Source organism: Microcoleus sp. N9_B4, assembly GCF_036701635.1.
Taxonomy (GTDB): domain Bacteria; phylum Cyanobacteriota; class Cyanobacteriia; order Cyanobacteriales; family Microcoleaceae; genus Microcoleus.
The window spans coordinates 154,091-175,139 of sequence record NZ_JAUBRC010000007.1 but is presented as its reverse complement, the minus strand read 5'-3'; the positions used below and the strand labels follow the sequence as shown (position 1 = coordinate 175,139).

Here is a 21,049-nt window from a genome sequence, read left to right as displayed (position 1 = left end):
TCCTAAAAACTGATCGATCGCTCTTTTCAGTGTGCGATCATCGCCAAAGGTCTTTGCTTTGAAACGCCACCTGCGACTTTAATTAAATCGGCTGCTTTTTCGCCGATCGCAATTATCGGCCCATTCGTATTTCCTGTAGTGATCGTTGGCATAATTGAGGCATCGACGACCCTCAACCCCTCAACCCCATGTACCCGCAGTTCGGGGTCTACCACCGCCATTGAATCAGTCCCCATTTTGCAAGTGCCGACAGGATGGTACATCGTATCGCAAGCGTCTCGGATGTAAGCGGAGAGCGCTTCATCGCTCTGCATATCGCTACCAGGAGCCAATTCCTCCCCTTGAAACTCATCAAAGGCATCAGTCTCAAAGATTTGGCGGAGTAGTTTAAGCCCTGCGACTAGCGTTTGTACATCGGTTTCACTTTGCAGATAGTTCAGCCGAATCATCGGTGTATCTTTGGGATCGGACGATCGCAAGCTGACACTCCCAATGTTTTGAGCATGGGTCAAAGAGGCGACCCCAAAGAATCCCGGGCCAGAGCGGTTAGAGCCAGGTGGTGCCCACAGAATGGGACCTGCGAAACACTGTAAATCTGGCGCAACATCCAAGTTATGCTCGCTATGCAAGAACAATCCAGCTTCACCAATCCCACTGCTGCTGCTGGCAGGGTGGACAGCCTCAGTTGCCTGGTAGGTAATGGGAACAAGAACGTGATCTAGGAGATTTTGACCGACCCCAGGCAGATCTGCGACAACAGGAATGCCCAAGGCTTGCAGGTGTGCTGCATCCCAAATGCCGGAAAGCATCAGCAGTTTGGGCGAATCGAACGCACCAGCACTTAAAATCACTTCCTGGTTGACGCTGACTTGGTGCAGCGTGCCCTCGTGAAGATATTCCACCCCAACGGTGCAAGTGCCCTCAAATAACAACCGAGTCACCAACGCGCCTGTTGTGGTTGTCAAATTCGGACGATCGAGAATCGGAAGAAGAAAAGCCGCAGCCGTACTGTGCCGCTTCCCATCTTTAATCGTAAATTGATAAAAGCCTGCCCCTTCTTGTTGACTGCCGTTGAAGTCAGGATTATCGTCATAGCCCATTGCCACTGCTGTCTCGACAAAGCGTTGAGACATTACCGCAGTGTCCATGAGATCGGTGACGCTCAACTCCCCATCAACCCCGTGGTATTCGGAGGCACCTCGTTGCTGGTGCTCGGATTTCTTGAAATAGGGCAACATATCCTGGTAACTCCAACCGGGATTACCTAATTGTTGCCAGTGGTCATAATCATGAGGATTGCCTCGAATATAAAGCATGAAATTAATCGCACTGCTGCCACCCAAGACTTTGCCGCGGGGACAATAGATTTTGCGATTATTTAAGTACGGTTCTGGTTCGGAAAAATATCCCCAGTCCACCTCAGAACCTAATAGTTTTAGGCATTCCGAGGGGGTTTGAATCTCCGGTTTCGTATCCGGGTTGCCAGCTTCGAGTAATAACACTGTTGTTTTACTGTCTTCTGTCAAACGGTTGGCGACCACGCAGCCTGCCGAACCTGCACCGATAATAATGTAGTCATAGTTCGTCATGGAATTCTCCTTGTTTGCTGTCTGTCGTGGATTAATCAGACTTTAATGGCTAGCCAGAGTACCTTAAGTTTCCATTTTGATTCTCTATTCCCCGAATCAAAATTGATGTTGACTTGGTTGAGCCATTAACTAGACGACATCTTGCTAATAAAGTCGCTCCGGTATGATCGATATTCTTACAAGAAAATTGATAACTGCTAGCGGCTCTTGGATTGCGAGAATACGTCAAGTTTCCATTTTGATTCTCTATTCCCCGAATCAAAATTGATGTTGACTTAGTTGAGCCATTAGCTAAACGACATCTTGCTGATAAAGTCGCTCCGGTAATCTTAATATTCTGACAAGAACTTTGATAACTGCTAGGAGATGTGGGTCTTGCCAAAGCAGGTTCCCTGGGAATTACAGCTAGAATTGCACCACAAGCAACAAAAGCTATTAAACTTGACGCTCGACTGAGTTTCGTAAGGTAAGACATGAGTATTCTCCTTAAATCATAAATTAAAATCCCCCATTGCCACCACTGGCAACGGGGGGTCAACGGATGTGATGCTTTCTGGCTCGTTATCCTACAATCTTGAGTGACGAAATGCTATCGTTATTGATAACACCTGGGCTGATTGCAAGATTAGGATACTCTCCCGGTGGAAGTTTCACATTACTCCCGTTGAAGTTAGTATCCCCAAAAACTTGCCATGTACCAGAGATTACTTTAACTGCTGTAATTTTGTCGTTCCAAAAATTTCCGACATTAGCTAAGTCTTGGGTAAAGCTATTGGAAACCACTCGGCAATTGGAATCGCTAAACACAATTCTTTCAGCCCTTATTTTTCTTCTAAATTAGTCTGTGTTATTCAGAAAACTCAGAAAAATATCAAACATAAGCGGTTGTCAAAAAGAAACTTTTTTATGGAAATTTGTGCGACCAGAAGGTTAGTTTTATTGGCTAACCTCCTGGATGCTTAATAGCTGCTATTAGAACCAGCTATGTTGACAAGCTTTTCAAACCTGTTAAGCAGGAACTTGAAGTGTTTGACCAACTTGTAATTTTCCAGGGCTAACACCAGGATTAGCAGCTGCAATTTTCTGCGCGTTCGCATCACTGCCATTACCATAGTGGAACTCTGCAATACTAGAAAATGTTTCTCCAGCGGCTACAGTATGTGTTTTGTTAGACATGATTTTTTCCTTTGTTGTTAAGGTCGTTGTCTTTTGTTTCTAAACTCTCTCAGACGATTCCAGCAGGCAAATTCAGATTTTTTCGATTAAATTAGAGGCTTTTGTTCACCTCGTCCAGTTCCGATTGAATCTCAGATTTGGTTTCTTTCCTCGTAAACCTAACTTAAGCCTAATCGTTGAATAAAATATCTATCATTGTGAATAGGTTATTAGAAATTTAAAGATTTATCCGCAAGTTTAATGTTGGAAAAACCTCATAATTGCTGTTACTAAAAACTTGTTTTTCTCGCTGACAGTATAACTTTGACAGCCATATTGAGATAACAAACTTGCAGTTTTAGTGCGTCAGGCTGCTTACTTATGTTGAGTTTATCGTACTCATAAATAGTGTTATTAAATTACCAGGCAGGCATAAAAGTCGTTATTGTAAATGACCTCATCTACTGTACGGGTAAAAAACTGAGATTACTCTTTTATGATTTCATGATGCGGAATTAGGGCGATCAATATTACGTTTAAAATGTGAAGAAAATGTGAGTAACTCGTGAGGTAGATATATAGCAATCCTAAATCATTCAGATAAATTTGTAGGGGTAGTGCCCCCGTGCCTACCCCCTATCTATCGGGGCAACCACGGGGGGATTGCCCCTACAAGAATTACGCAAATCATTTAGGATTGCTATATATGGTGCGTTACACGCAGGTTTTCGCACCCTACGAAAGCTACGAAAGCGGCGATCGCACTGGAGTTGGGATCATGTATGACCGCCGATTTGACTCATTTCAACTACTTTGGTTTGGTCATGAACAAAAAATGTAGCCCGCGTTCCTTGACTTAAGCGAATCTCAAATTGGTTTTGAGTTCCTTGCAATTGTCTGTAGTTTGTACTACCGGCTGTTTGAGCTGCGTCTCTAGGATGAACCCCATCCTTTTCAATCTTATTTTGAAATTTGTCAAATTTTTCCTGTTCGGATTTTGTGAGTTGACCAACAAATTCCATATTGCTTTTGTCGTAAGTCCATGCCATTATTGATGACCTCCTAAATTGACAGTTTTCGGCGATAACTGAATCCAAAAATACTTGCCCGTGTCAGAGAATTGTCCGATTACGAAAAGTCATAAAATTTAGATCCAGTTAAAATTTCATTAGGGCGGTTAACTTTTATTCTGTCGTCACCGTAATATCCTCCAGAGTTAAATTTTTAACGGCTAATTGCACACCACCAAATGAACGCTGAAATTCATTTCGACCTACTCTAAGCACATTAACTTCAGTCGAAGAACCACCAGCAGTCATATCACAATTACCACCGGCTTGACAATCAACGATCACTTTAGTTTGTCTTCCCCCAGCCCAGGTGGGAATTCCACTTTTTATTTCCTGTGGTGCAACTCGAAATGGACCAGCCATAAGTAAAAATCTCCGATAAGTGTTGAACCTTACTAAAATTTCACAAAAAAGCAAAAGTTTTTGAGAAACCATGACGGTGCGTCTTGTTAGACCCCCTCAACTCTGTAAGACGACTCCAGCGATCAATTTCTAATTTTTTTCTCGAACTAGAGGCTTTTGTTTTCACCTCGTCTAGTTTCGATTGAACCTCAGATTTTGTTTCTTTCGTCGTTGGTTTAACCATAATCAGAGTTGCTCAATATAATCTCTACCTTTGGGATGACTTACTATAGTAGAGCTTATCCAATTCACAGGTTTTTTAAACAGTCGCTCCAACATAATTTCTGTTACCATTAACTTGCTTTTCCCAGTCACAGCCGGACTTTCACTGCTAGATTTAAGCAACGACATTGCAGTTTCAGTGCCTCAGCCTGCTCACTTCCGTTTAGTTTTTATGACTTATCAATAGTGTTATTAAATTACCAGCCCGCCATAAAAGTCGTTATTATAAATGACCTCATCTACTGTACTGGTAAAAAACTGAGATTACTCTTTTATGATTTCATGATGCGGAGTTAGGGCGCTCAACATTACGTTTAAAATGTGAAGAAAATGTGAGGAACTCGTGAGGTAGATATATCCCTGATTTGTCACTCCCGAAAAGCGGTGTTTCGCACGACAGGCGGCTTAAAGATAGTGGGTGTAGAGCGATCGCCTTTGCTGAAGCGCTTCCTCTCTGGGTCAGCTCACAATGTGGACTGTGGATTCATTATCTTATACCCTATTTTGGTTCTTAGTCTTAATGTCCCGAACTAAAAAAGAATCTTTGATAAATTGATAATAAAGCTTGTCCCCTTGCCCTCTGCACTTTCAACCGCAAGTGTCCCTTTATGGGCTTCAATAATACTCTTCGCTAAAAATAATCCTCATCCCCAGCCAGTTTGCTCCTCGGCACAAAGGGTTCGACGAAATTGTTGAAAGAGGATAGATTGAGCGTCTAGGGCGATCGGATCGCCTTCATTATGGATAGTAAGGCCGATCTGCGTTTCAGTTTGCTGGAGCGTGAGTGTAATCGGCGTACTAGGCGCACCATATTTCAATACGGTTCAGTTAAGGAAAATTGTAGCGAAAATGTTGGGCGGAGTGAAACGGAGCGTTCGTTCCCTCGGGGGCCAACCTACGCACTGATTCGGTCTAGTTCTTAGACCTCTTTGTCACCCTCCTACCTTTAACTGAAAATGCGCTTCACGGCAGGAATACGAGCCAACACGAAATAATCCAACAGCAGAACGGTGACAAGTGAAAGTCCTACAAGCGGGAAGGCAATCCCTAAAACAGCAACGATTGCAAGTGGCACTTTCCATCCCTGAACATGATTGGGCATTGCAGGCGCACCAAGCCAACCCGTCCCTTTCGGACGCCGCTGCCACCACATCACCGCACCACTGACTGAAAGCACAATCAAAATTAAGGATGCAAACAACATCAGCAGTTGATTGCTCAATCCAAAATATTTGCCCATGTGAATGGAAATTCCCATTTCTACGGCTTTGGGTATTAACCCGTAATCCTTCCACCGCACATCTGCTAACACTTTGCCACTGTATCGATCGATGTGCAGAGTGACTTCTTGCGCCGGATTATTGGGAAATGCCGAAACCGTGTACACACCCGTTTGGGATTCTGGAAAACTAACACTAAATCCAGGGGGTGCGCCTTTTGCTTGGGCTAAAGTTACAACAGAATCTAGATTTACGGACGTACCAGCAGGAGTTCCCCTGATAATTTCGTTGTGTCCTGAATGATGCTCCTCTCCAAGCTTACTAGATTTGGGAATTGGTAATTGCTCTACTGCCCAAGGCACAATTAGATTGCCCTGTTGATTGAGTGAGCCTGTGAGTGTTGTAGATTGAGGCACGTTATCCCACATTTGTGCAGGATAGTGACTCGACAAACGAGCGAAGGTATCTCCCCAAAAACCTGTCCAGGGTAGTCCGCTAATGATGAGAAAGCCAATTAGCAATACGCCATAAAATCCCGAAACGGCGTGTAAGTCCCGCCAAAATACCCGCTTGTTCTGGCTCCACACACGCGGAATTAATGTTCCTAAAAAATTTACTTTGCCGCGAGGCAACCATAAATATAATCCGGTAATTAGCAAAATCAGTCCCCAACAGGAAGCAAGCTCTACTAAATAATCTCCCAATTTTCCGATCATCAGTTCGCCGTGAATCTTGCGTGCGATCGCTTGGAGATTATTATTTTCATCGCGATCGCCTAAAATCTTAGCCGTATAAGGATTCACGAAAACGGCTAGTGTTCTTTCATCTTTAGTCGCGATCGTCACTTCAGCACTACGATTAGACGCAACGCTCGGCGTAAATTTTGTTACTTTGGCATCAGGATAATTTCGTTGAACAACTGCCACCTGTTGAGTATAAGGCATCACCACATCCGCAGGCTGCACAAACATATTCTGGTGATACATCGCAGCATCTAATTGCGGTTTAAACAGGTAAATGATGCCTGTGATTGACAAAATCATCATGAAAGGAATAACAAACAAGCCTGCATAGAAGTGCCATCGCCAAACGGTGCGATAAAAACGATTACTGGGAGGTTCAGCAACCAGTGAAGGGTTCAAAATGCTGTTCAATTTACTCATTGTCGTTTGCTAAAATATCGAAAAAAAGCCATTATGCTACACAAGTATCAACAATGTCAAAAGACAGGCTGTCAAACAGAGTTGCTGCTTCTGAAGTTTTTAGCCGTCAGTAATCGTAATGAAGATTTATTCAACAGGAAAGTAACTAAAAACCAGTATATTGCAATACCGTTCAGTTAAGGCTGCCTATCTTTTTTTAGCATCAGCGAGGCTCAATCTTTACTCCATCAGGGTTTGAGGAGGGTTGTCATCCCCTCAGCGAAAAAGATTGAGATTGCTGCGACTAGGGCGTCATTGCACAAAACAATCAAAATCATCCCGCAATTATAGCTTTTCTCAAAAAGATGAGGTATGACTGACAGCTTATATAACCACTAAACTAAGAGGGCTTAAGCCCAACTACGTACCTCATATGAGAGCTCGAACCGCTATATGTAAGCCCTTAAAATTCCACATCTTCTCGCTCATTTTCGTCGGTTCTGGGAGTATCCAAACCTTTCGCAGCCCAGCGCATTGTTTCAATGTATTTTGCCAGACTCGCCACAGTCGGAGCCTCAAACAAATTGCTGACTGGTAACTCGACTTGCAAAGCGTCTCGGATGCGAGAAATCAACTGAGTTGCTAGCAGGGAATGCCCACCTAGTTCAAAGAAATTATCGTAGATACTAACCTGCTGTTTTCCCAAAACCTTAGCCCAAATTTTTCCCAGCATTTCTTCGAGATCAGTGCGAGGCGCTACATAATTTTCTGTTATATCCTCGCTGTCTGTATCTATATCAGGCAAGGCGCGGCGGTCTACTTTGCCATTAGGTGTCAGTGGCATATTCTCCAACACTGCATAAGTTGCAGGAACCATATATCCTGGTAACTTTTCTTTCAAAAATTGGCGCAATTCACTTGACTTTAGATTGTGAATGTCTGATTTTTCATTAAGGCCGTCAGGAATAACATAAGCTACCAAATGTTTATCATCTGGGATGTCTTCCCTCACAATTACTACTGCTTCGCGCACTTGTGGATGCTGGCACAAAGCCGCTTCAATTTCTCCCAATTCGATGCGGTAGCCGCGAATTTTTACTTGGTCGTCAACGCGGCCTAAAAACTCGATATTGCCGTCAACTAAATAGCGACCTAAATCACCTGTTTTATAAAGGCTAGAACCCAGTTTATTACTAAAAGGATTAGGAATGAATGCAGCAGCAGTTAAATCAGGCTGGTTGAGGTAGCCTTTCGCCAGTCCGTCACCGCCGACGTACAATTGACCTATAACACCGATCGCCACCGGCTGCAAATCCGCATCGAGGAGATAAATTTGCGTGTTGGCGATCGGGCGGCCGATGGGGATAGATGTTGCGGTTTCGGGTACGTCTTGCACGCAATAATAAGCCGAAAATGTGGTATTTTCTGTAGGCCCGTAAACGTGAATTAATTTAGTGGTTGGATTTTGTTTGAGAAGTTTTTTAACCCATCTCATATCGACCGCTTCTCCGCCAAACAGCAAGCAGCGCAGCGAATCAAAAGCTTGCGGTAAAACTCTAGCAATTTGTTGAAATAAGGCAGTTGTTAAAAACAAAACTGTGATGCCTTGTTGGCGCAGTTCTAAAGCTAAATCGTGAGGCGAAAGGGTAATATTTGTGCTAATTCCCACGAGTTGAGCGCCGTTAAGCAAGGCTCCCCAAATCTCGAATGTGGCTGCATCGAATGAAGCGTTTGATGCTTGGGCAATTTTATCGGTAGGTTCTATTTTTATATAGTTGGTGTTGAGTACCAGGCGATTTACTGCTTTGTGGGTGACAGCAACTCCCTTGGGTTTTCCTGTTGAGCCAGATGTGTAAATAACGTAAGCTAGGTTGTCTGCTGTTACGGTGTTGGCGGGATTTTCGGCGCTTTCTTTGGCTATTTCTTCCCAGTCGCGATCGAAGTAAATCACCGAGTTTGAGAAGTCTCGGAAATTCTCAATCAATTTATCCTGAATTAGCAAGACTTTAACTTGAGCATCTTCCAGCATCAAGTTTAGCCGATCGCGCGGATAGCTTGGATCTAACGGTAGATAAGCCCCTCCCGCTTTCAGTATAGCCAACATCCCGACAATTAGGTCGATCGATCGTTCTGCACAAAGCCCCACTAAAACCTCCGCCCCCACGCCCATTTTTTGCAGGTAGCGCGCCAGTTGGTTGCTGCGACTGTTAAGTTCTCTGTAAGTCAGGTTTTGGCCCTCGAAAGTTAGGGCGACATCCTCCAGATGCTGCCGGGCTCGCTCTTCAAATAACTGATGAATGCACTTATTTTGAGGATAATCTGTCCGAGTATCGTTCCATTCTCTGAATAATTGATTCACTTCATCCTCGCTCAATAAAGGTAAGTTAGCGATTCTTTGTTCTGGATTAGCGACAATGCTTTCCAGCAGCGTTTTAAAATGCCTCAGCATTCGGGCGATCGTAACTTCATCAAATAAATCCGTATTGTACACAGCTACGCCTCGGAGCCCTTCCGAATCTTCCCACTGTTCGCCGTATCTGTTCCTAAACTTATCCGAAGCTTCCCACAAATGCAGCTCTAAATCAAAGCGCGTTGTTTGAGTCTCCAAAGGAAAAGAACTCAACTTTAATTCTGGCAATTCTAGCTCGTCAAGCGGCGCATTTTGCAGCCCGAATACCACCTGAAACAGCGGGTGGCGATTCAACGATCGCTCTGGATGCAATTCCTCGACTAGCTTCTCAAAAGGCAAATCTTGGTGAGCATAAGCTCCCAGGGTTACTTCCCGCACCCGGCCCAAAAAATCTCGAAATGTCGGGTTTCCCGAGCAGTCTGTTCGCAGCACTAAAGTATTGACAAAAAAACCGATTAATGCTTCAATTTCGCTGCGGTTGCGATTGGCGATCGGCGAACCGACAACAATATCTTCTTGTTGCGAGTAGCGGTAAAGCAAATTTTGAAATGCTGCGAGGACTGTCATAAATAAAGTCGCTCCTTCTCGCTGCGATAGCTCTACAAGTGCGTTTTTCAGCTTTTTAGGCAGTTCTAAATATTGAGTTTTTCCCCGATAATTTTGCCTAGCTGGTGCAGGGCGATCGGTAGGCAAATTTAACACAGAAATTCCGTGCAATTGCTGCCGCCAATAAGCTAGCTGAGTTTCTAATACTTCACCTTGCAGCCATTCGCGCTGCCACTCGGCAAAGTCGGCATATTGAAGTGATAATTCTGGTAGGGGAGATGGCTGTTGATTGATCAAAGCTGTATAGATTGCCTCCAATTCTCGAATTAGCACCCCGATCGACCAATCATCGGAGCCTATGTGGTGCATATTTAGCAAGAGAATATGCTCGGTTTCTGTCAGCCGCAGGATGGTGACTCGCATCAGTGGCCCGGTGGATAAATTGAAAGGGCGGAGAGATTCTGCTGCGGAGAGTTTCTTTGCTTCTGTTTGCCGTTGTTCTGGCGGCAAATCTTGCAAGTCTAATACTTTTAAATTAGTCTTGAAAGCGGCAGAGATTATCTGCACTGGTTGGCCTGATACCGCGGCAAAAGTGGTTCGCAAAGTTTCGTGTCGCTGCACTATTTCGTTGAAGGTTTGCTCTAAGGCGGTTAAGTTGAGGGAACCAGTTAAGCGCAGTGCTGTTACTACATTATAGAAAGGGTTTTCCGGTGCGAATTGGTCGAGAAACCACAAGCGCTGCTGGGCAAATGATGCCGGAAAGACAAACACTTCGGCTTCTGAGGAAATATTCAGTTTTTGTCGATCGCTTGTAAAGGAAGTGTCATAAATTTCGGATGCCATATCTATTGCTCTTGGGGGATGGGATGTGTTAATTTTTTGATGGCGCGGGGTGGCTTTTTCAGGGTGCGATCGCCTCTTAAAACTTTCGCGAGCAAAAGATCGGAACCTTTAATATAATAAATCTGGGTGCGGGAGTGGGGGAGAAAGGCGGGGAAAAGAAACAGGGTTTCTGCCTCCAGGATCAAGTTATCCGTTGAGGGGCTAGGAGTGCCACCCCCCAATCAAATTTAGTCGCAGAAGGGGTCATGAGGCTTGTGATTCGGGTGCAATCGGGTGAGTTAGATGCGAGAATTACCGGGAGCAATCCGTGGAGAGGTCAAGCTGTAGTATGATTTCTAATTGCACAAAGTGTTCTTGGGGCGATTAAGAGCGGGATAGCTTTGCTTCACGCAATTTTCTCACATTTGTAGCTTAGCGACTACTATTGATTAAACAGTGTTCGCAATCTCTTAGATCAACTCACTATAACTTGCGACCTGATGCAGGCAAAATACTTAAGAACACTGAACGTGCAGTTTAAATTAGAGGTTATAGGCTAATGGCGCAGCGGAACGTATACTCGTCAAAGGGCGAGCCAGAGGATGCACAATCAGCAGAAGAAGTCCTTCACTCAGTAATGCAAGAACTGGACGCTTTGCATGAAAATGTCAAAGGCCAGTTAAATCAAGACATTACTCGGCTGCAAACTGAAAAAAATCACCTGATTGAAGATATTGAAGACCTCCGGGAGCAATATCGCAAATTGCAGTCTCAGCAAATGGAATCTCTGTCTGGGCGATACATTCAGCAGCAGCAATTGTGGCTGAAGCAGTTGGCTCAAGTTTTGGCTCACAATTTGCAGGATTTGTTGGTGCAGCGGTTCAACGAACTCAGTGCTAATTCGGGAAATTCTCTCAGCAGCCCTATTCCCAGTGGAGAGTTCCCGATACCCCTGCCGCCAAGCAACTACGACGAACGGGCCTCGCAGTTGCTGGCGGCACTGGATGAAAGGATCGATCGCAGTTTCCAGATGCTGGAACAAGATTTAACCAGTTACGAAAGTGAGCTTTCTGTGCGGCTCAACAACATGAAAACCCTGGAACTGCAAGGGGAAGAGCTGTTACAAAATCTCGTAAACCGCATCAGGGAAGAACTCGAAGAAGAAGAAGCATATCTTGAGAATCCTTTCGATGCTCAAGATTCTTATGTCGAGGAATCAACTAATTCTGTTAATTCTGTCCGCCCGCAATTTCTGCAGCCAACACCTGTGGAAACGCCACGAGAACCCGTGCCACAGCCTTCTTCAGCGCCTGCTGCAACTGTTAAAGCATCTTCTCAAGTACAGACAGGTTTGGTGCTGGCTTTGTCTTCGGCGGTGGTATTATCGCTGTTTAATGTTTGTTTGAGAATTTTGATTAAAGCCAAAAATCCTCGGGTGGTTTTTGGGTTGTTTGAATTTCCGGGGGTGGTGACTCCAGGTTTTGGAAATTCTTTGTTGATTTTGTTGATGCGGCTGATCGTGGTGATGGCTTTGATGCCGATATTGGCGACATTTCTGTATCCTTCTGTGTGGAAAGATATTAGACGGTTGTTTGAGTCGGGCGATCGAGCTTTGTGGGGCAAGGTTTTAGGAAGCGCATTTTTTCTGTTTTTGTCTCAGGTTTTGATTTATTTGGCGATCGGCAATATTCCAGCCGGGATTGCGATTACGATTTTCTTTATTTACCCGATCGTCACCGTACTAGGTTCTTGGATCTTGTTTGGCTCTCGCCCTAGCAAAGTCGGCTTTTTCGCGATCGTCGGGATTACGGCAGGTCTGATTTTAGCTGGGTGGCCGAGTTTTGCCGCCCAAGCTCCGGGCGGCGGCAATGTCGGGGTGGGAGTCACGGCGGCACTGACTTCTGGGATTACCTTTGCAGGTTACGTATTGCTGACGCAAATGGCCGCGGGCAAGCTGCACCCAATTCCTTTTAGTTTAGTTAATTTCGCCGCGATTTTTGTATTTTCCTCCCTGAGTTTGTGGGTGCCACTGTCGGAAAATTTTTCTCCTAAAATCGACCCCAATGTTTGGCCTGGTTTGATTGTGGGAGGTGTTGTTTTAGGGGTGCTGACGCTGTTTAGCTATCTTTTGAATAATTTTGCCATCCGCTTTGCGGGGGCAGCCTTAGCGTCAGTAATTGGCACTTTGGGGCCGGCAATGACCGCACTCTTCGGGTTTCTAATTATCAATGAGAAGTTGCAGCCTGTGGCAATTCTCGGCATGGCTGTGGTGACGTTGAGCGTGGCTGCTATGAGTGTGGAACGCATACTCGCTCCTCAAAAGAAGGCTAGTTAATATCAATTCCGGTTGCACTCCTTCGGAATTGTTGACTGTTGACTGTTGACTGTTGACTGTTGACGGGCGGGTCGAAAAACTGAATGATTGAGTGTTAACTGTTGACTCGATTTTATTATTCCGATGCAACCGGAAACGATATAAGGAAAGAATTTGGGCGATCGTCCATTCCCAAACCCGGTTTCTTCAAGAAACCGGGTTTCTCTGTGCGGAGACAATATCAATAGGCTTATTGCATAAATCTTTGATTGATATAGCAATCCTCGCATCATTTGTGAATTTCTTACTCCCTCCCCTTGATAAGGGGAGGGTTGGGGTGGGGTAAAAAGTTTACGACTCCTGCAAGGATTGCTATAGGGAAACCGTAGAGGCATTTCAAGATAGGAGAAGGAATGCCTACAATTGGAGTCAAACAACAGAAACAACCACTCGAAAACCCACAATACTAGCCTTACAATCCGGCTGATATCTGAGGCGACACGCGCTGCGACAATTCGGAGGATGATCGTTCCAAGAACCCCCCCGCAACAACCTCAGCGAACAGTCCGCGTCAGACTCCCAAACGCTACCATCAGCAGGCGCACCGTTATAATTATTGTGCCAAGAATCCGCGCACCATTCCCAAACATTTCCGTGGAAATCGTACAATCCGAAAGCATTAGGTTTAAAACTGCCAACATCTGTCGTTTGAAAGCGATAAACTCCCTTCGGCGCATCAGCGTAATTAGAATTCCCGTTGTAATTTACTAACTCACTGGTAATCGTTTCCCCAAAGTGAAACGGCCCCGTAGTTTGTCCCCGGCAAGCATATTCCCATTGGGCTTCGCTAGGCAAGCGATAATTCTTACCCGTTTTGCGAGAAAGTCGATCGCAAAACTCCACAGCCTCGTACCAAGATACATTTTCTACAGGTCGATTTGCACCTTTAAAACGGGCAGCATCGGGATTGAGAAATATTTTAATTTCCGGCAGCGCCGCCACTGCTTTCCACTGGGCTTGAGTGACGGGAAATTTGCTAATATAGAAAGATCCTAAAGTTACTGGATGCTGCGGTTTTTCGTCGCTGTCACCCCGATTTTTTGGGGAACCCATGAGGAAAGTACCGCCAGGAACAGATACCATTTCCAGCAGTGTACTGCTACCAAGATGTTCTTCAAAAAAACGCGCTTGACCGCTGTTAACATTAGTTTGCTTCCCGCGCTTGTCTACTGTCACCACCTGAAATTCAAAGGTGCTTTTGACAGCGGATATTCTCTGCGCTGCCTTGTTCGGAGGCGGATTGGTGTTAGATTTTTCTCTGCTATTGACAGAGATATTGCTATTAATTTGCCCGCTGTTATTTAGCGGAGTATTAATAGCAAGTGGGCCTCCCTTGGTCACAGCAGAATTTAAAGCAAGTGGGCCTCCCTTGGTCACAGCAGAATTTAAAGCAAGTTGTCCTCCCTGGACAAAAGGGGGTTGGGGAGGTAAAGAATAGAGATTTAAAGCTTTGATTACTTCATCAGCAGATTGATATCTATTTTTGAGATAATCTTCAATTAACTTATCTAAAACATTTGCCAACTCGCTGCTGATTTTTGTGCCGGCGGGCAACCGTTCTCTCCAAATCCAGTTGCCATTTATCGCGTCGTAAAGGTCATCGGAACCATCAACTTTTGGCAAACATTGAGTTAGCAGTCTCAGGCAAGTTATTCCCAAACTGTACAAATCGCTTCCGGGGAAAACTTGACCGCGCATTTGTTCTACCGGCGAATATCCAGGCGTTCCTACCGTCGTGCCTACTTTGCTCATCAGGGAGCCCGTTACTTGTTTGGAAATGCCAAAATCTATCAAAACTAACTCTCCGCGCCCTCCTCTTCGGAAAGCTGAATTGCGAAAATTTCCCGCCTTTGGCAGGGATGAGCTAACAGAGGTGCGGCGGCGCATGATATTCTCAAGTTTGATGTCTCGGTGAATGACATTGCGATCGTGCACAAATTTCAGAATCGGCAAAATATCTGCCAGCAACTGCCAAATTTTTTCTTCGCTAAAAACACCCTGCTGAGTTAATTCTGCTAGCAAAGTTTGCCCCTCAATCAACTCTTGTACTAAATAAAGTCGCTTGTCTTGTTCAAAATAAGCAATTAATCGAGGAATTTGGGGATGTTCACCGAGTTCGTAAAGTCGTTTCGCTTCTGCCTTAAACAATTCTGTGGCTTTTTCAAGTGCGGAGGTTCCTTGAAATTGGGTTACAAACTGCTTAATTACGCAGGGATCGTCCATGCGATCCGTATCTACCGCTTCATAAGTTCTGCCAAATCCCCCTTCGCCCAACAGTCGAATCACGCGGTAGCGGTTTCTGAATAGAGGGTTGAGGCCTTGAGCTCCGCAACTTTGACAGAATTTAGAATTGTCGGGATTGAAAGGATTAGAACACTTGGGATTAGAACAGTAGAACATATCTGGGAAGAAATGATCCGGTTAAGATTATGATATATCTTTTACGCTTCCTCATGGAATATTAACAATTAATAATTGATTATTGACAATTGACCGTAGGGAGGGCATTACCCCCCGCTTGTGTGGCCCCAATGGAGAAAGTAGAAGGCAGAATTTAAAACGTCAATTAATCCAAAGAAAGCGATTTGAGGGCATGAAATTCCAGCGCGATCGACCGATTTTAGCAACCCGCTTACCGCCGATATTCGTCTGGGGATCTTGGTAATTGCTTTACAGATGCCAGTATAGTACAACTTGGCGATCGCCCCACCAAAAAGCGATCGCACTCAAAGAACTATCGGACTAGAAACTAAGAAAGCGATTTTAATAAGCAATTCCATCGCTTCATCGGGGCGTAAGAGTTATACAAGCTCGATCGCCCTTAAAGGCGATCGGGGTAATTTCAACCTAAAATGTCATATTTCTGCTGCTTTCACCAATTTTGTAGTCCCGCTAAATAACTTTATTCTTGAATACTTTGACTACTAAAATAAGTAATAAAAACAGACCACAGCCTGATACTGACACTATTGTTTCGGTGATATTTGGTGATATGAATATGATAAATCCCTGATCTTTAATCAAGGCAGAGAAGCTTGAGACACAAAATGGCATGAGATATAACCTGAATGCCTGCCAATGATCTGTTTTGCCTTTACTAGAAGAAACACTTAGCATCAGACCAGTACCGATTACAGCACTTATACCAATTGAATTGATCCATATCTTAACCGAAGGATCGAAATGAAAACCAACTACTACAACATACCAAATGAGATAGCACCAGAGAATAGCTTTATCTAATTTGATTTCGTAAAGATATTGAATCAACCCTTTCATAGCTCTAAAAAGGCTTTTACCGTTTTAATTTTTTTGATGAAGGCAACCCGGTGGATTGAATAATTAGGGATGGACAGCAAAAGAGTTTTCTAACGAGACAAGTTGATACCCCGCATCGGCTGGTGACACAACTGAAATAAAAACCAATGGCTCATCACCGTTGTTGAATACTCCATGTACACATCCGGTATGAGCGACTACAACATCCCCAGCAGCGATCGACTTCGTAGTGCCTGCTTTATCCAAATAGTAGTCTCCCTTCCCGGTTAAAACAGTCCAAGTGTCTTGCCCGTTGGGATGGGTGTGCGCGGAGATTGCCTGACCTGGCTTGATATACCAGGCGACAACGACAGCCTCCTTAGATTCGGTAACGATCGAACGAACAGGCTCTCCATCACTCGGTTGAAAAAATTTAGAACTGCTGAATATCCTAGTTATACTCATCTTTGCATCACTCTTTGAAAAACTTCTCAAGAGCGATCGTCTCACCGATCGCCTACAAAGAACTGTCTCACCGATAACTTTACGGAAAAAAGTTTCCCTGATTTTTCTCGATCACCCCAAAAAAATAAAAACCCTCAAACTAATTTAAAAATCGTGGTTTGGGGGTTTTCTTCCTAAAACCCGATCGAATCACAACTTGCAAGCAGCGCGATCACCCTTGACAAAGATCGTACTCTTGGCAGAACAATCAACCTAGAAACTAAGAGAAAGATCGTACCGAATTGAAGAGCGATCGCACCACTGGTAATTTTGAAGTATTGGGTATTGCGATCGAGTGTTGGAAACTACAACTGATATCGTGTCCGATTAATCAGTTATCATTCAAATTCATCTTCCAAATAACCGATCGCCTGGAATTCTCTACAAACTGTTTGCCACATTCCTTACAGCGATAGCACTGCTTCCCCCGTCGATAACCGTTTTTGGACAACTGCTCCGATTGACAATGAAGACATTTCATTACTTTCATTACATTGCTTGACCGACCTTCCCCCACATACGACTCTAAATACGACACCAACAAGTCCTCAATCTGCTGTACCAGTTGTTGGCGATGCTGTCGATCCCGGTTGCGAAGTGCCGACAGAATGACCGCATTACTGCTGTGAACGCAAACCTCCGCTAACAGGCTACATTGCGCCTCCCTCAAGCTGGGATTTCTTTGCTTCAAAAGACTCGCCATAAAGTCGATCGCTTCCTGAGTCATACTTTCATCGATCGACTGGAAAATCTCGCGCGCTATATAAAACTGCACGAACACCACCCGCGATACAGGCTGTTCAAACATCTCTGCAACAGCAGTAACCAGGGTATGAATCATTTCGCGCAGCGGTAACTGAACGATTTCCGACGTGTTCGCCTGCGCCCACATCGCCTTAACGCGATCGGCATGACGGAGCTCCATTGCATTAAAAATCGCAGCTTTATCAGGAAAAAACTGATACACAGAACCGATGGCTGTCCCTGCTTTTGCTGCAATTAGATGGGTAGTCGCCTCCCAATAGCCCACCTCGTCAAACACTGCTGCTGCTGCATCCAAGATTTTTTCGACTCTTTCTTTACCCCGCTGCTGTTTCGGTTGACGGCGCAAACTGCTTGACGAATGTGAATATTCTGTCATATTCTAGAAAAGCGACAAATCTCTCACAATTTTATGTCTAAAGGAGAACACCATGCAGTCTATGCTTCCCGGTGCGCCTTGGTTGTTGGCACATAAGTCGATGCTGGCAGCGAACCAACCTCGCAAAATTTCCTTGTATGGCACCGACTATGTGGTGTGGAAAGATATTGCCGGAACCATCCATGCCTTGCCCAATGCCTGTCCGCACATGGGAGCAATGCTGTCAGAAGGATGGTGCGAAGCCGAAAGCGATCGCACAAGCGGTGTCGTCTGCCCGTTCCATGCCCTGAAGTTTGATGCTGAAGGCTGCACCGTATTACCCGGATCTAATAAAAAAACATTGCCTTTACTAAAACCGTTAGACCTGATTATTCAAGATGACTTCATTTGGTCTTATGGGGAATACGAGCCGCAAGTCCCCATTCCCAATGTGCTCAAGGAAATCGCAGAAACTTACTACTTCATCGGGCATACCGCCGATCGCAGTATCGAGACGGATTTGCTGACCATGCTGCTAAATATGCACGACTATAATCATCAAAACGGCACTCACCGGGACTTGTTTAGGATTACCGATGTGGAATTTCATCAATTCATTGATGAAGGACATCAATCCCATGCGTTTTACGATATGCCTACTGCCCCTTACAGCTTGGCAGAAAAGCTCAGAAAGCCAGATTTATTGCTACTGCCCAGCACCATTAAAGCACACCTAGAAAATCATTTCCCATCTCTAGTAATTTTTCATGGAGAAATGCCATTCGGCAAAGCTGCACAGTGTCATATATTCGTACCAGAATCCGAGAATCGAACACGGACTTATATTTTGCTGTTCGGTCAAGCAAAGCATCCTATATTTAAGGTGTTGGGGGGGACGTATCTCAATTTTGGCAAAGTTGTCGTGGATCAAGATGCGGATATTTTAGGAAAAATTTATCCCGATACGCCTCAGAAAATTAAACTCAATAATGAAGTGGGGATGGACTGGGTACGACGCAATTTTGAAAGCTTTCCCAATGTGAGGGAGCCTAATCTTTCAAGGTAGATACTGAAGATGGCTTCAGCGTCATGCCATACCGATAGCTTAAGCAGTAAAATTGGGAATTAAATTTGAATTGCTGAGAATTCTGTGAAGCAAGGTTTGAAGCGAATGCTCCGTTAGTATTCTATTGTATTCTGCCAAGTATAGAAACAAGAAAAATTAAGACTAAAAACTAAAAGGGCGATCCTCTTCGTTGGCGTAGCCCCCGTAGGGGCGGGCTTCGCTAACGCACCGAATAGAAGAGCGATCGACCCACAGTAATAGCGTACCTACGTGCCAAAGTGGATAAGTGCTGCGCGGAGCGCGATGAACCACACCGCGAGCGTGGCAAATACGTAGAGGTAGAACCGAAGTATGATGAGATTGAATGTGCAATGAACAGCGCTATGCAATGTACGAAACACAACGAAGACCCAGGCGGCGTTCACATAAACTGTATCCACCTGCTTTGTGATGAACAGGTATAGGACAAGCGCATAGAAAAGTACCGGAATCTCGAACAGGTTCTTGAGGTTATCCGATGGATTGGATACGCTTGGTGGGGAAATTTGTGCCAGTGTACCCGGTACAGCAAGTTCTTTCTGGGTGAGCTTTCTACTGGTGATAAAACTGATACGGCGAATGTACATATATGCCCAGACTAAGAATGTTAGAAACACTGTTGCAAAGAAGGGACTGAAAATTGTATCTTGCGTCATTTCTACCTCTCAAATTTGATGGTTATGATTGTTGGTGGGCGAGAAAGTGCGCCCTATGGAATGTACAAGGCTTGAAGAAACATAGAGTAATGTAAATCCAATGAGAGGATGGAGTATTTCGAGGTGAAGAGGACTTGTGAGATGAATGCTGGAAAATTGTAGTCCAAGCAGCACTGGCAAACTTGCGGCGAGATGTCGTATTCTGCGTGAGAAGGGGGCTATTAACGACCATCCCAGTAATACTAATGACAGCCCACTGTACCCTCGCACGAACCAAACATGAATATTCCACCATGCAGGATTATTGAAGTAGGCAACTCCCACCGTTAATAACTGAGCAATCAAGCAGACATTAAAGATGATTGAAGTCACATAAAAGCTGATGAGTATCCCACGTGTGGGAGTGCCATCAGGCTCTATTTCCGAACTGGTTATCATGTCAAGTTGCTTTGGAGTTTACAAGGATAATATAATTCGAGTGTTGCAATGCTTCTAGACCTCGATCGGGTACTCTTTTTGACAATCAAGCAATTTTGTTACAAGCCCCCGGATTCATCGGTGGGGTCAATTCTAAAATCTAAAATCTAAAATCTAAAATCGGTTGACACCATGAGCATGACAAGTCCCTTGCAGCTTTTATTTGAAGCGATCGACCATGTGAAGGATGAACAAGAGCTGCGATCGCAAATCGTGCCCAAAATCGGCGAGTATTTTGCAGCTAAACGATCTGGAATTTTTTTCTTCGATGGACTTCCTTTAGCAGATAGCAATTTTCAGAAAACATTGAAAGTTGCGCTATCAATCGAACATAATCCTGTTGCACGTTATTTAGTGGAGCGCCATGCTCCTGTCCATGAAGCATTAGTGACATCATCACCCAAGGTTTGGACAATAATTTGTCCCCGCCCCGATCATTGGCACGTGATGGCGGGGCCGATTGTCAGTCGTGGTCAATTAATGGGTGTAGTGGGTTGCACGCGCGATCGGTCTATGCCCGCCTTCGATACAGAAAATCTAGCGGATTTGAGTGCGATCTGTTTGCATTTGTCTGTTTGGGCTGCAACAGTACGCGCGGCGAAGCTATCCCGTAGGGAATCGCAACACCAACCTTTGAAGACCTCACGCCTAACGCCTCGTGAATTGCAAATTGCCGAATTGGTTGCTTTGGGGCGAACCAACGCAGGAATCGGGAGGGAACTTTGGATTACTGAGAATTCGGTGAAGCAAGCTTTGAAGCGAATGTTCCGTAAGCTTGAGGTTTCGTCTCGTGCAGAAATGGTTGCACAGATTTCGGCAACCAAATATAATTTGCCAAGTGTAAAAATGTCTCCATCCAACTTGATGCAGAACATCCACCAATAAACTTAACGCTAGAAACCCCTAGAGCGATCGAGCGTGAATTGAAGAGCGATCGCTCTACTGGTATTTTTAAAGTATTGGTATTGCGATAGCTA

Annotated in this window: 17 protein-coding genes; 3 read left to right on the top strand and 14 right to left on the bottom strand. The window is 44.7% G+C overall.

Annotated features, from left to right (window positions below; all coding sequences use genetic code 11):
* Window positions 1–26 precede the first annotated feature (26 nt).
* The 8 genes from QUA43_RS07060 to QUA43_RS07035 form a co-directional block, all read right to left on the bottom strand.
* Window positions 27–1,589, bottom strand: a complete 1,563-nt coding sequence (locus QUA43_RS07060; RefSeq protein WP_333372242.1) for a GMC family oxidoreductase N-terminal domain-containing protein — start codon at window positions 1,587–1,589, stop codon at window positions 27–29.
* 49 nt (window positions 1,590–1,638) lie between these two features.
* A complete protein-coding gene (locus QUA43_RS30815) occupies window positions 1,639–2,064 on the bottom strand; it encodes a CVNH domain-containing protein (RefSeq protein WP_445301951.1) in 426 nt (141 codons plus the stop codon).
* Between the two features lie 86 nt (window positions 2,065–2,150).
* Window positions 2,151–2,396 (bottom strand): beta/gamma crystallin-related protein, encoded by a 246-nt coding sequence (locus QUA43_RS30810; RefSeq protein ID WP_339384831.1) that lies wholly within the window; start codon window positions 2,394–2,396, stop codon window positions 2,151–2,153.
* A 201-nt stretch (window positions 2,397–2,597) separates the two neighbouring features.
* Window positions 2,598–2,765, bottom strand: a complete 168-nt coding sequence (locus QUA43_RS07055) for a LysM peptidoglycan-binding domain-containing protein (protein WP_194067329.1) — start codon at window positions 2,763–2,765, stop codon at window positions 2,598–2,600.
* Window positions 2,766–3,520: 755 nt separating this feature from the next.
* On the bottom strand, window positions 3,521–3,793 hold the full coding sequence (locus QUA43_RS07050) for a hypothetical protein (RefSeq protein ID WP_194067330.1): 273 nt from the start codon (window positions 3,791–3,793) through the stop codon (window positions 3,521–3,523).
* A 135-nt stretch (window positions 3,794–3,928) separates the two neighbouring features.
* Window positions 3,929–4,249 (bottom strand): hypothetical protein, encoded by a 321-nt coding sequence (locus tag QUA43_RS07045; protein WP_194067331.1) that lies wholly within the window; start codon window positions 4,247–4,249, stop codon window positions 3,929–3,931.
* Window positions 4,250–5,384: 1,135 nt separating this feature from the next.
* A complete protein-coding gene (locus tag QUA43_RS07040; RefSeq protein ID WP_333372239.1) occupies window positions 5,385–6,821 on the bottom strand; it encodes a PepSY domain-containing protein in 1,437 nt (478 codons plus the stop codon).
* A gap of 442 nt (window positions 6,822–7,263) precedes the next feature.
* The gene (locus QUA43_RS07035) at window positions 7,264–10,599 is read right to left on the bottom strand and encodes an amino acid adenylation domain-containing protein (RefSeq protein ID WP_333372237.1); all 3,336 of its coding nucleotides are present in this window, start codon (window positions 10,597–10,599) and stop codon (window positions 7,264–7,266) included.
* A 538-nt stretch (window positions 10,600–11,137) separates the two neighbouring features.
* On the opposite strand from QUA43_RS07035, the gene QUA43_RS07030 reads away from it, so the two are divergent.
* Complete coding sequence (locus QUA43_RS07030) at window positions 11,138–12,913, top strand: EamA family transporter (RefSeq protein WP_333372235.1); 1,776 nt, start codon at window positions 11,138–11,140, stop codon at window positions 12,911–12,913.
* Between the two features lie 408 nt (window positions 12,914–13,321).
* Here QUA43_RS07030 and QUA43_RS07025 read toward each other — a convergent pair whose 3' ends face one another.
* The 4 genes from QUA43_RS07025 to QUA43_RS07005 form a co-directional block, all read right to left on the bottom strand.
* Window positions 13,322–15,352, bottom strand: coding sequence for a bifunctional serine/threonine-protein kinase/formylglycine-generating enzyme family protein (locus tag QUA43_RS07025; protein WP_333372233.1), 2,031 nt, complete (start codon window positions 15,350–15,352; stop codon window positions 13,322–13,324).
* A 492-nt stretch (window positions 15,353–15,844) separates the two neighbouring features.
* Window positions 15,845–16,231: a hypothetical protein gene (locus QUA43_RS07020; RefSeq protein WP_333372232.1), complete on the bottom strand. Its 387-nt coding sequence runs from the start codon at window positions 16,229–16,231 to the stop codon at window positions 15,845–15,847.
* A 63-nt stretch (window positions 16,232–16,294) separates the two neighbouring features.
* Window positions 16,295–16,675: a cupin domain-containing protein gene (locus QUA43_RS07015; protein ID WP_333372230.1), complete on the bottom strand. Its 381-nt coding sequence runs from the start codon at window positions 16,673–16,675 to the stop codon at window positions 16,295–16,297.
* 370 nt (window positions 16,676–17,045) lie between these two features.
* Complete coding sequence (locus QUA43_RS07005; protein ID WP_445301950.1) at window positions 17,046–17,855, bottom strand: TetR family transcriptional regulator; 810 nt, start codon at window positions 17,853–17,855, stop codon at window positions 17,046–17,048.
* 52 nt (window positions 17,856–17,907) lie between these two features.
* Here QUA43_RS07005 and QUA43_RS07000 point away from each other — a divergent pair, with 52 nt between their 5' ends.
* Window positions 17,908–18,900, top strand: coding sequence for a Rieske 2Fe-2S domain-containing protein (locus QUA43_RS07000; RefSeq protein ID WP_333372228.1), 993 nt, complete (start codon window positions 17,908–17,910; stop codon window positions 18,898–18,900).
* Between the two features lie 266 nt (window positions 18,901–19,166).
* Here the strand turns inward: QUA43_RS07000 and QUA43_RS06995 are convergent, their stop codons facing one another.
* Both QUA43_RS06995 and QUA43_RS06990 read right to left on the bottom strand, forming a co-directional pair.
* Window positions 19,167–19,595 carry an MAPEG family protein gene (locus QUA43_RS06995; RefSeq protein ID WP_333372226.1) on the bottom strand — a complete coding sequence of 143 codons (429 nt, stop codon included), beginning with the start codon at window positions 19,593–19,595 and terminating at the stop codon, window positions 19,167–19,169.
* A 9-nt stretch (window positions 19,596–19,604) separates the two neighbouring features.
* Window positions 19,605–20,033: a DUF6220 domain-containing protein gene (locus QUA43_RS06990; protein WP_333372224.1), complete on the bottom strand. Its 429-nt coding sequence runs from the start codon at window positions 20,031–20,033 to the stop codon at window positions 19,605–19,607.
* A 177-nt stretch (window positions 20,034–20,210) separates the two neighbouring features.
* On the opposite strand from QUA43_RS06990, the gene QUA43_RS06985 reads away from it, so the two are divergent.
* Window positions 20,211–20,957 (top strand): LuxR C-terminal-related transcriptional regulator, encoded by a 747-nt coding sequence (locus QUA43_RS06985; protein ID WP_333372222.1) that lies wholly within the window; start codon window positions 20,211–20,213, stop codon window positions 20,955–20,957.
* Window positions 20,958–21,049: the final 92 nt, after the last annotated feature.

Coding starts and splice junctions, on each gene's coding strand:
- QUA43_RS06985 (WP_333372222.1), top strand. CDS start 20,211: ATGACAAGTCCCTTGCAGCTTTTATTTGAAGCGATCGACCATGTGAAG.
- QUA43_RS06990 (WP_333372224.1), bottom strand. CDS start 20,033: ATGATAACCAGTTCGGAAATAGAGCCTGATGGCACTCCCACACGTGGG.
- QUA43_RS07035 (WP_333372237.1), bottom strand. CDS start 10,599: ATGGCATCCGAAATTTATGACACTTCCTTTACAAGCGATCGACAAAAA.
- QUA43_RS07025 (WP_333372233.1), bottom strand. CDS start 15,352: ATGTTCTACTGTTCTAATCCCAAGTGTTCTAATCCTTTCAATCCCGAC.
- QUA43_RS07020 (WP_333372232.1), bottom strand. CDS start 16,231: ATGAAAGGGTTGATTCAATATCTTTACGAAATCAAATTAGATAAAGCT.
- QUA43_RS07005 (WP_445301950.1), bottom strand. CDS start 17,855: ATGACAGAATATTCACATTCGTCAAGCAGTTTGCGCCGTCAACCGAAA.
- QUA43_RS07030 (WP_333372235.1), top strand. CDS start 11,138: ATGGCGCAGCGGAACGTATACTCGTCAAAGGGCGAGCCAGAGGATGCA.
- QUA43_RS07040 (WP_333372239.1), bottom strand. CDS start 6,821: ATGAGTAAATTGAACAGCATTTTGAACCCTTCACTGGTTGCTGAACCT.
- QUA43_RS07000 (WP_333372228.1), top strand. CDS start 17,908: ATGCAGTCTATGCTTCCCGGTGCGCCTTGGTTGTTGGCACATAAGTCG.
- QUA43_RS07055 (WP_194067329.1), bottom strand. CDS start 2,765: ATGTCTAACAAAACACATACTGTAGCCGCTGGAGAAACATTTTCTAGT.
- QUA43_RS07015 (WP_333372230.1), bottom strand. CDS start 16,675: ATGAGTATAACTAGGATATTCAGCAGTTCTAAATTTTTTCAACCGAGT.
- QUA43_RS06995 (WP_333372226.1), bottom strand. CDS start 19,595: ATGACGCAAGATACAATTTTCAGTCCCTTCTTTGCAACAGTGTTTCTA.
- QUA43_RS07045 (WP_194067331.1), bottom strand. CDS start 4,249: ATGGTTTCTCAAAAACTTTTGCTTTTTTGTGAAATTTTAGTAAGGTTC.
- QUA43_RS07060 (WP_333372242.1), bottom strand. CDS start 1,589: ATGACGAACTATGACTACATTATTATCGGTGCAGGTTCGGCAGGCTGC.
- QUA43_RS30815 (WP_445301951.1), bottom strand. CDS start 2,064: ATGTCTTACCTTACGAAACTCAGTCGAGCGTCAAGTTTAATAGCTTTT.
- QUA43_RS07050 (WP_194067330.1), bottom strand. CDS start 3,793: ATGGCATGGACTTACGACAAAAGCAATATGGAATTTGTTGGTCAACTC.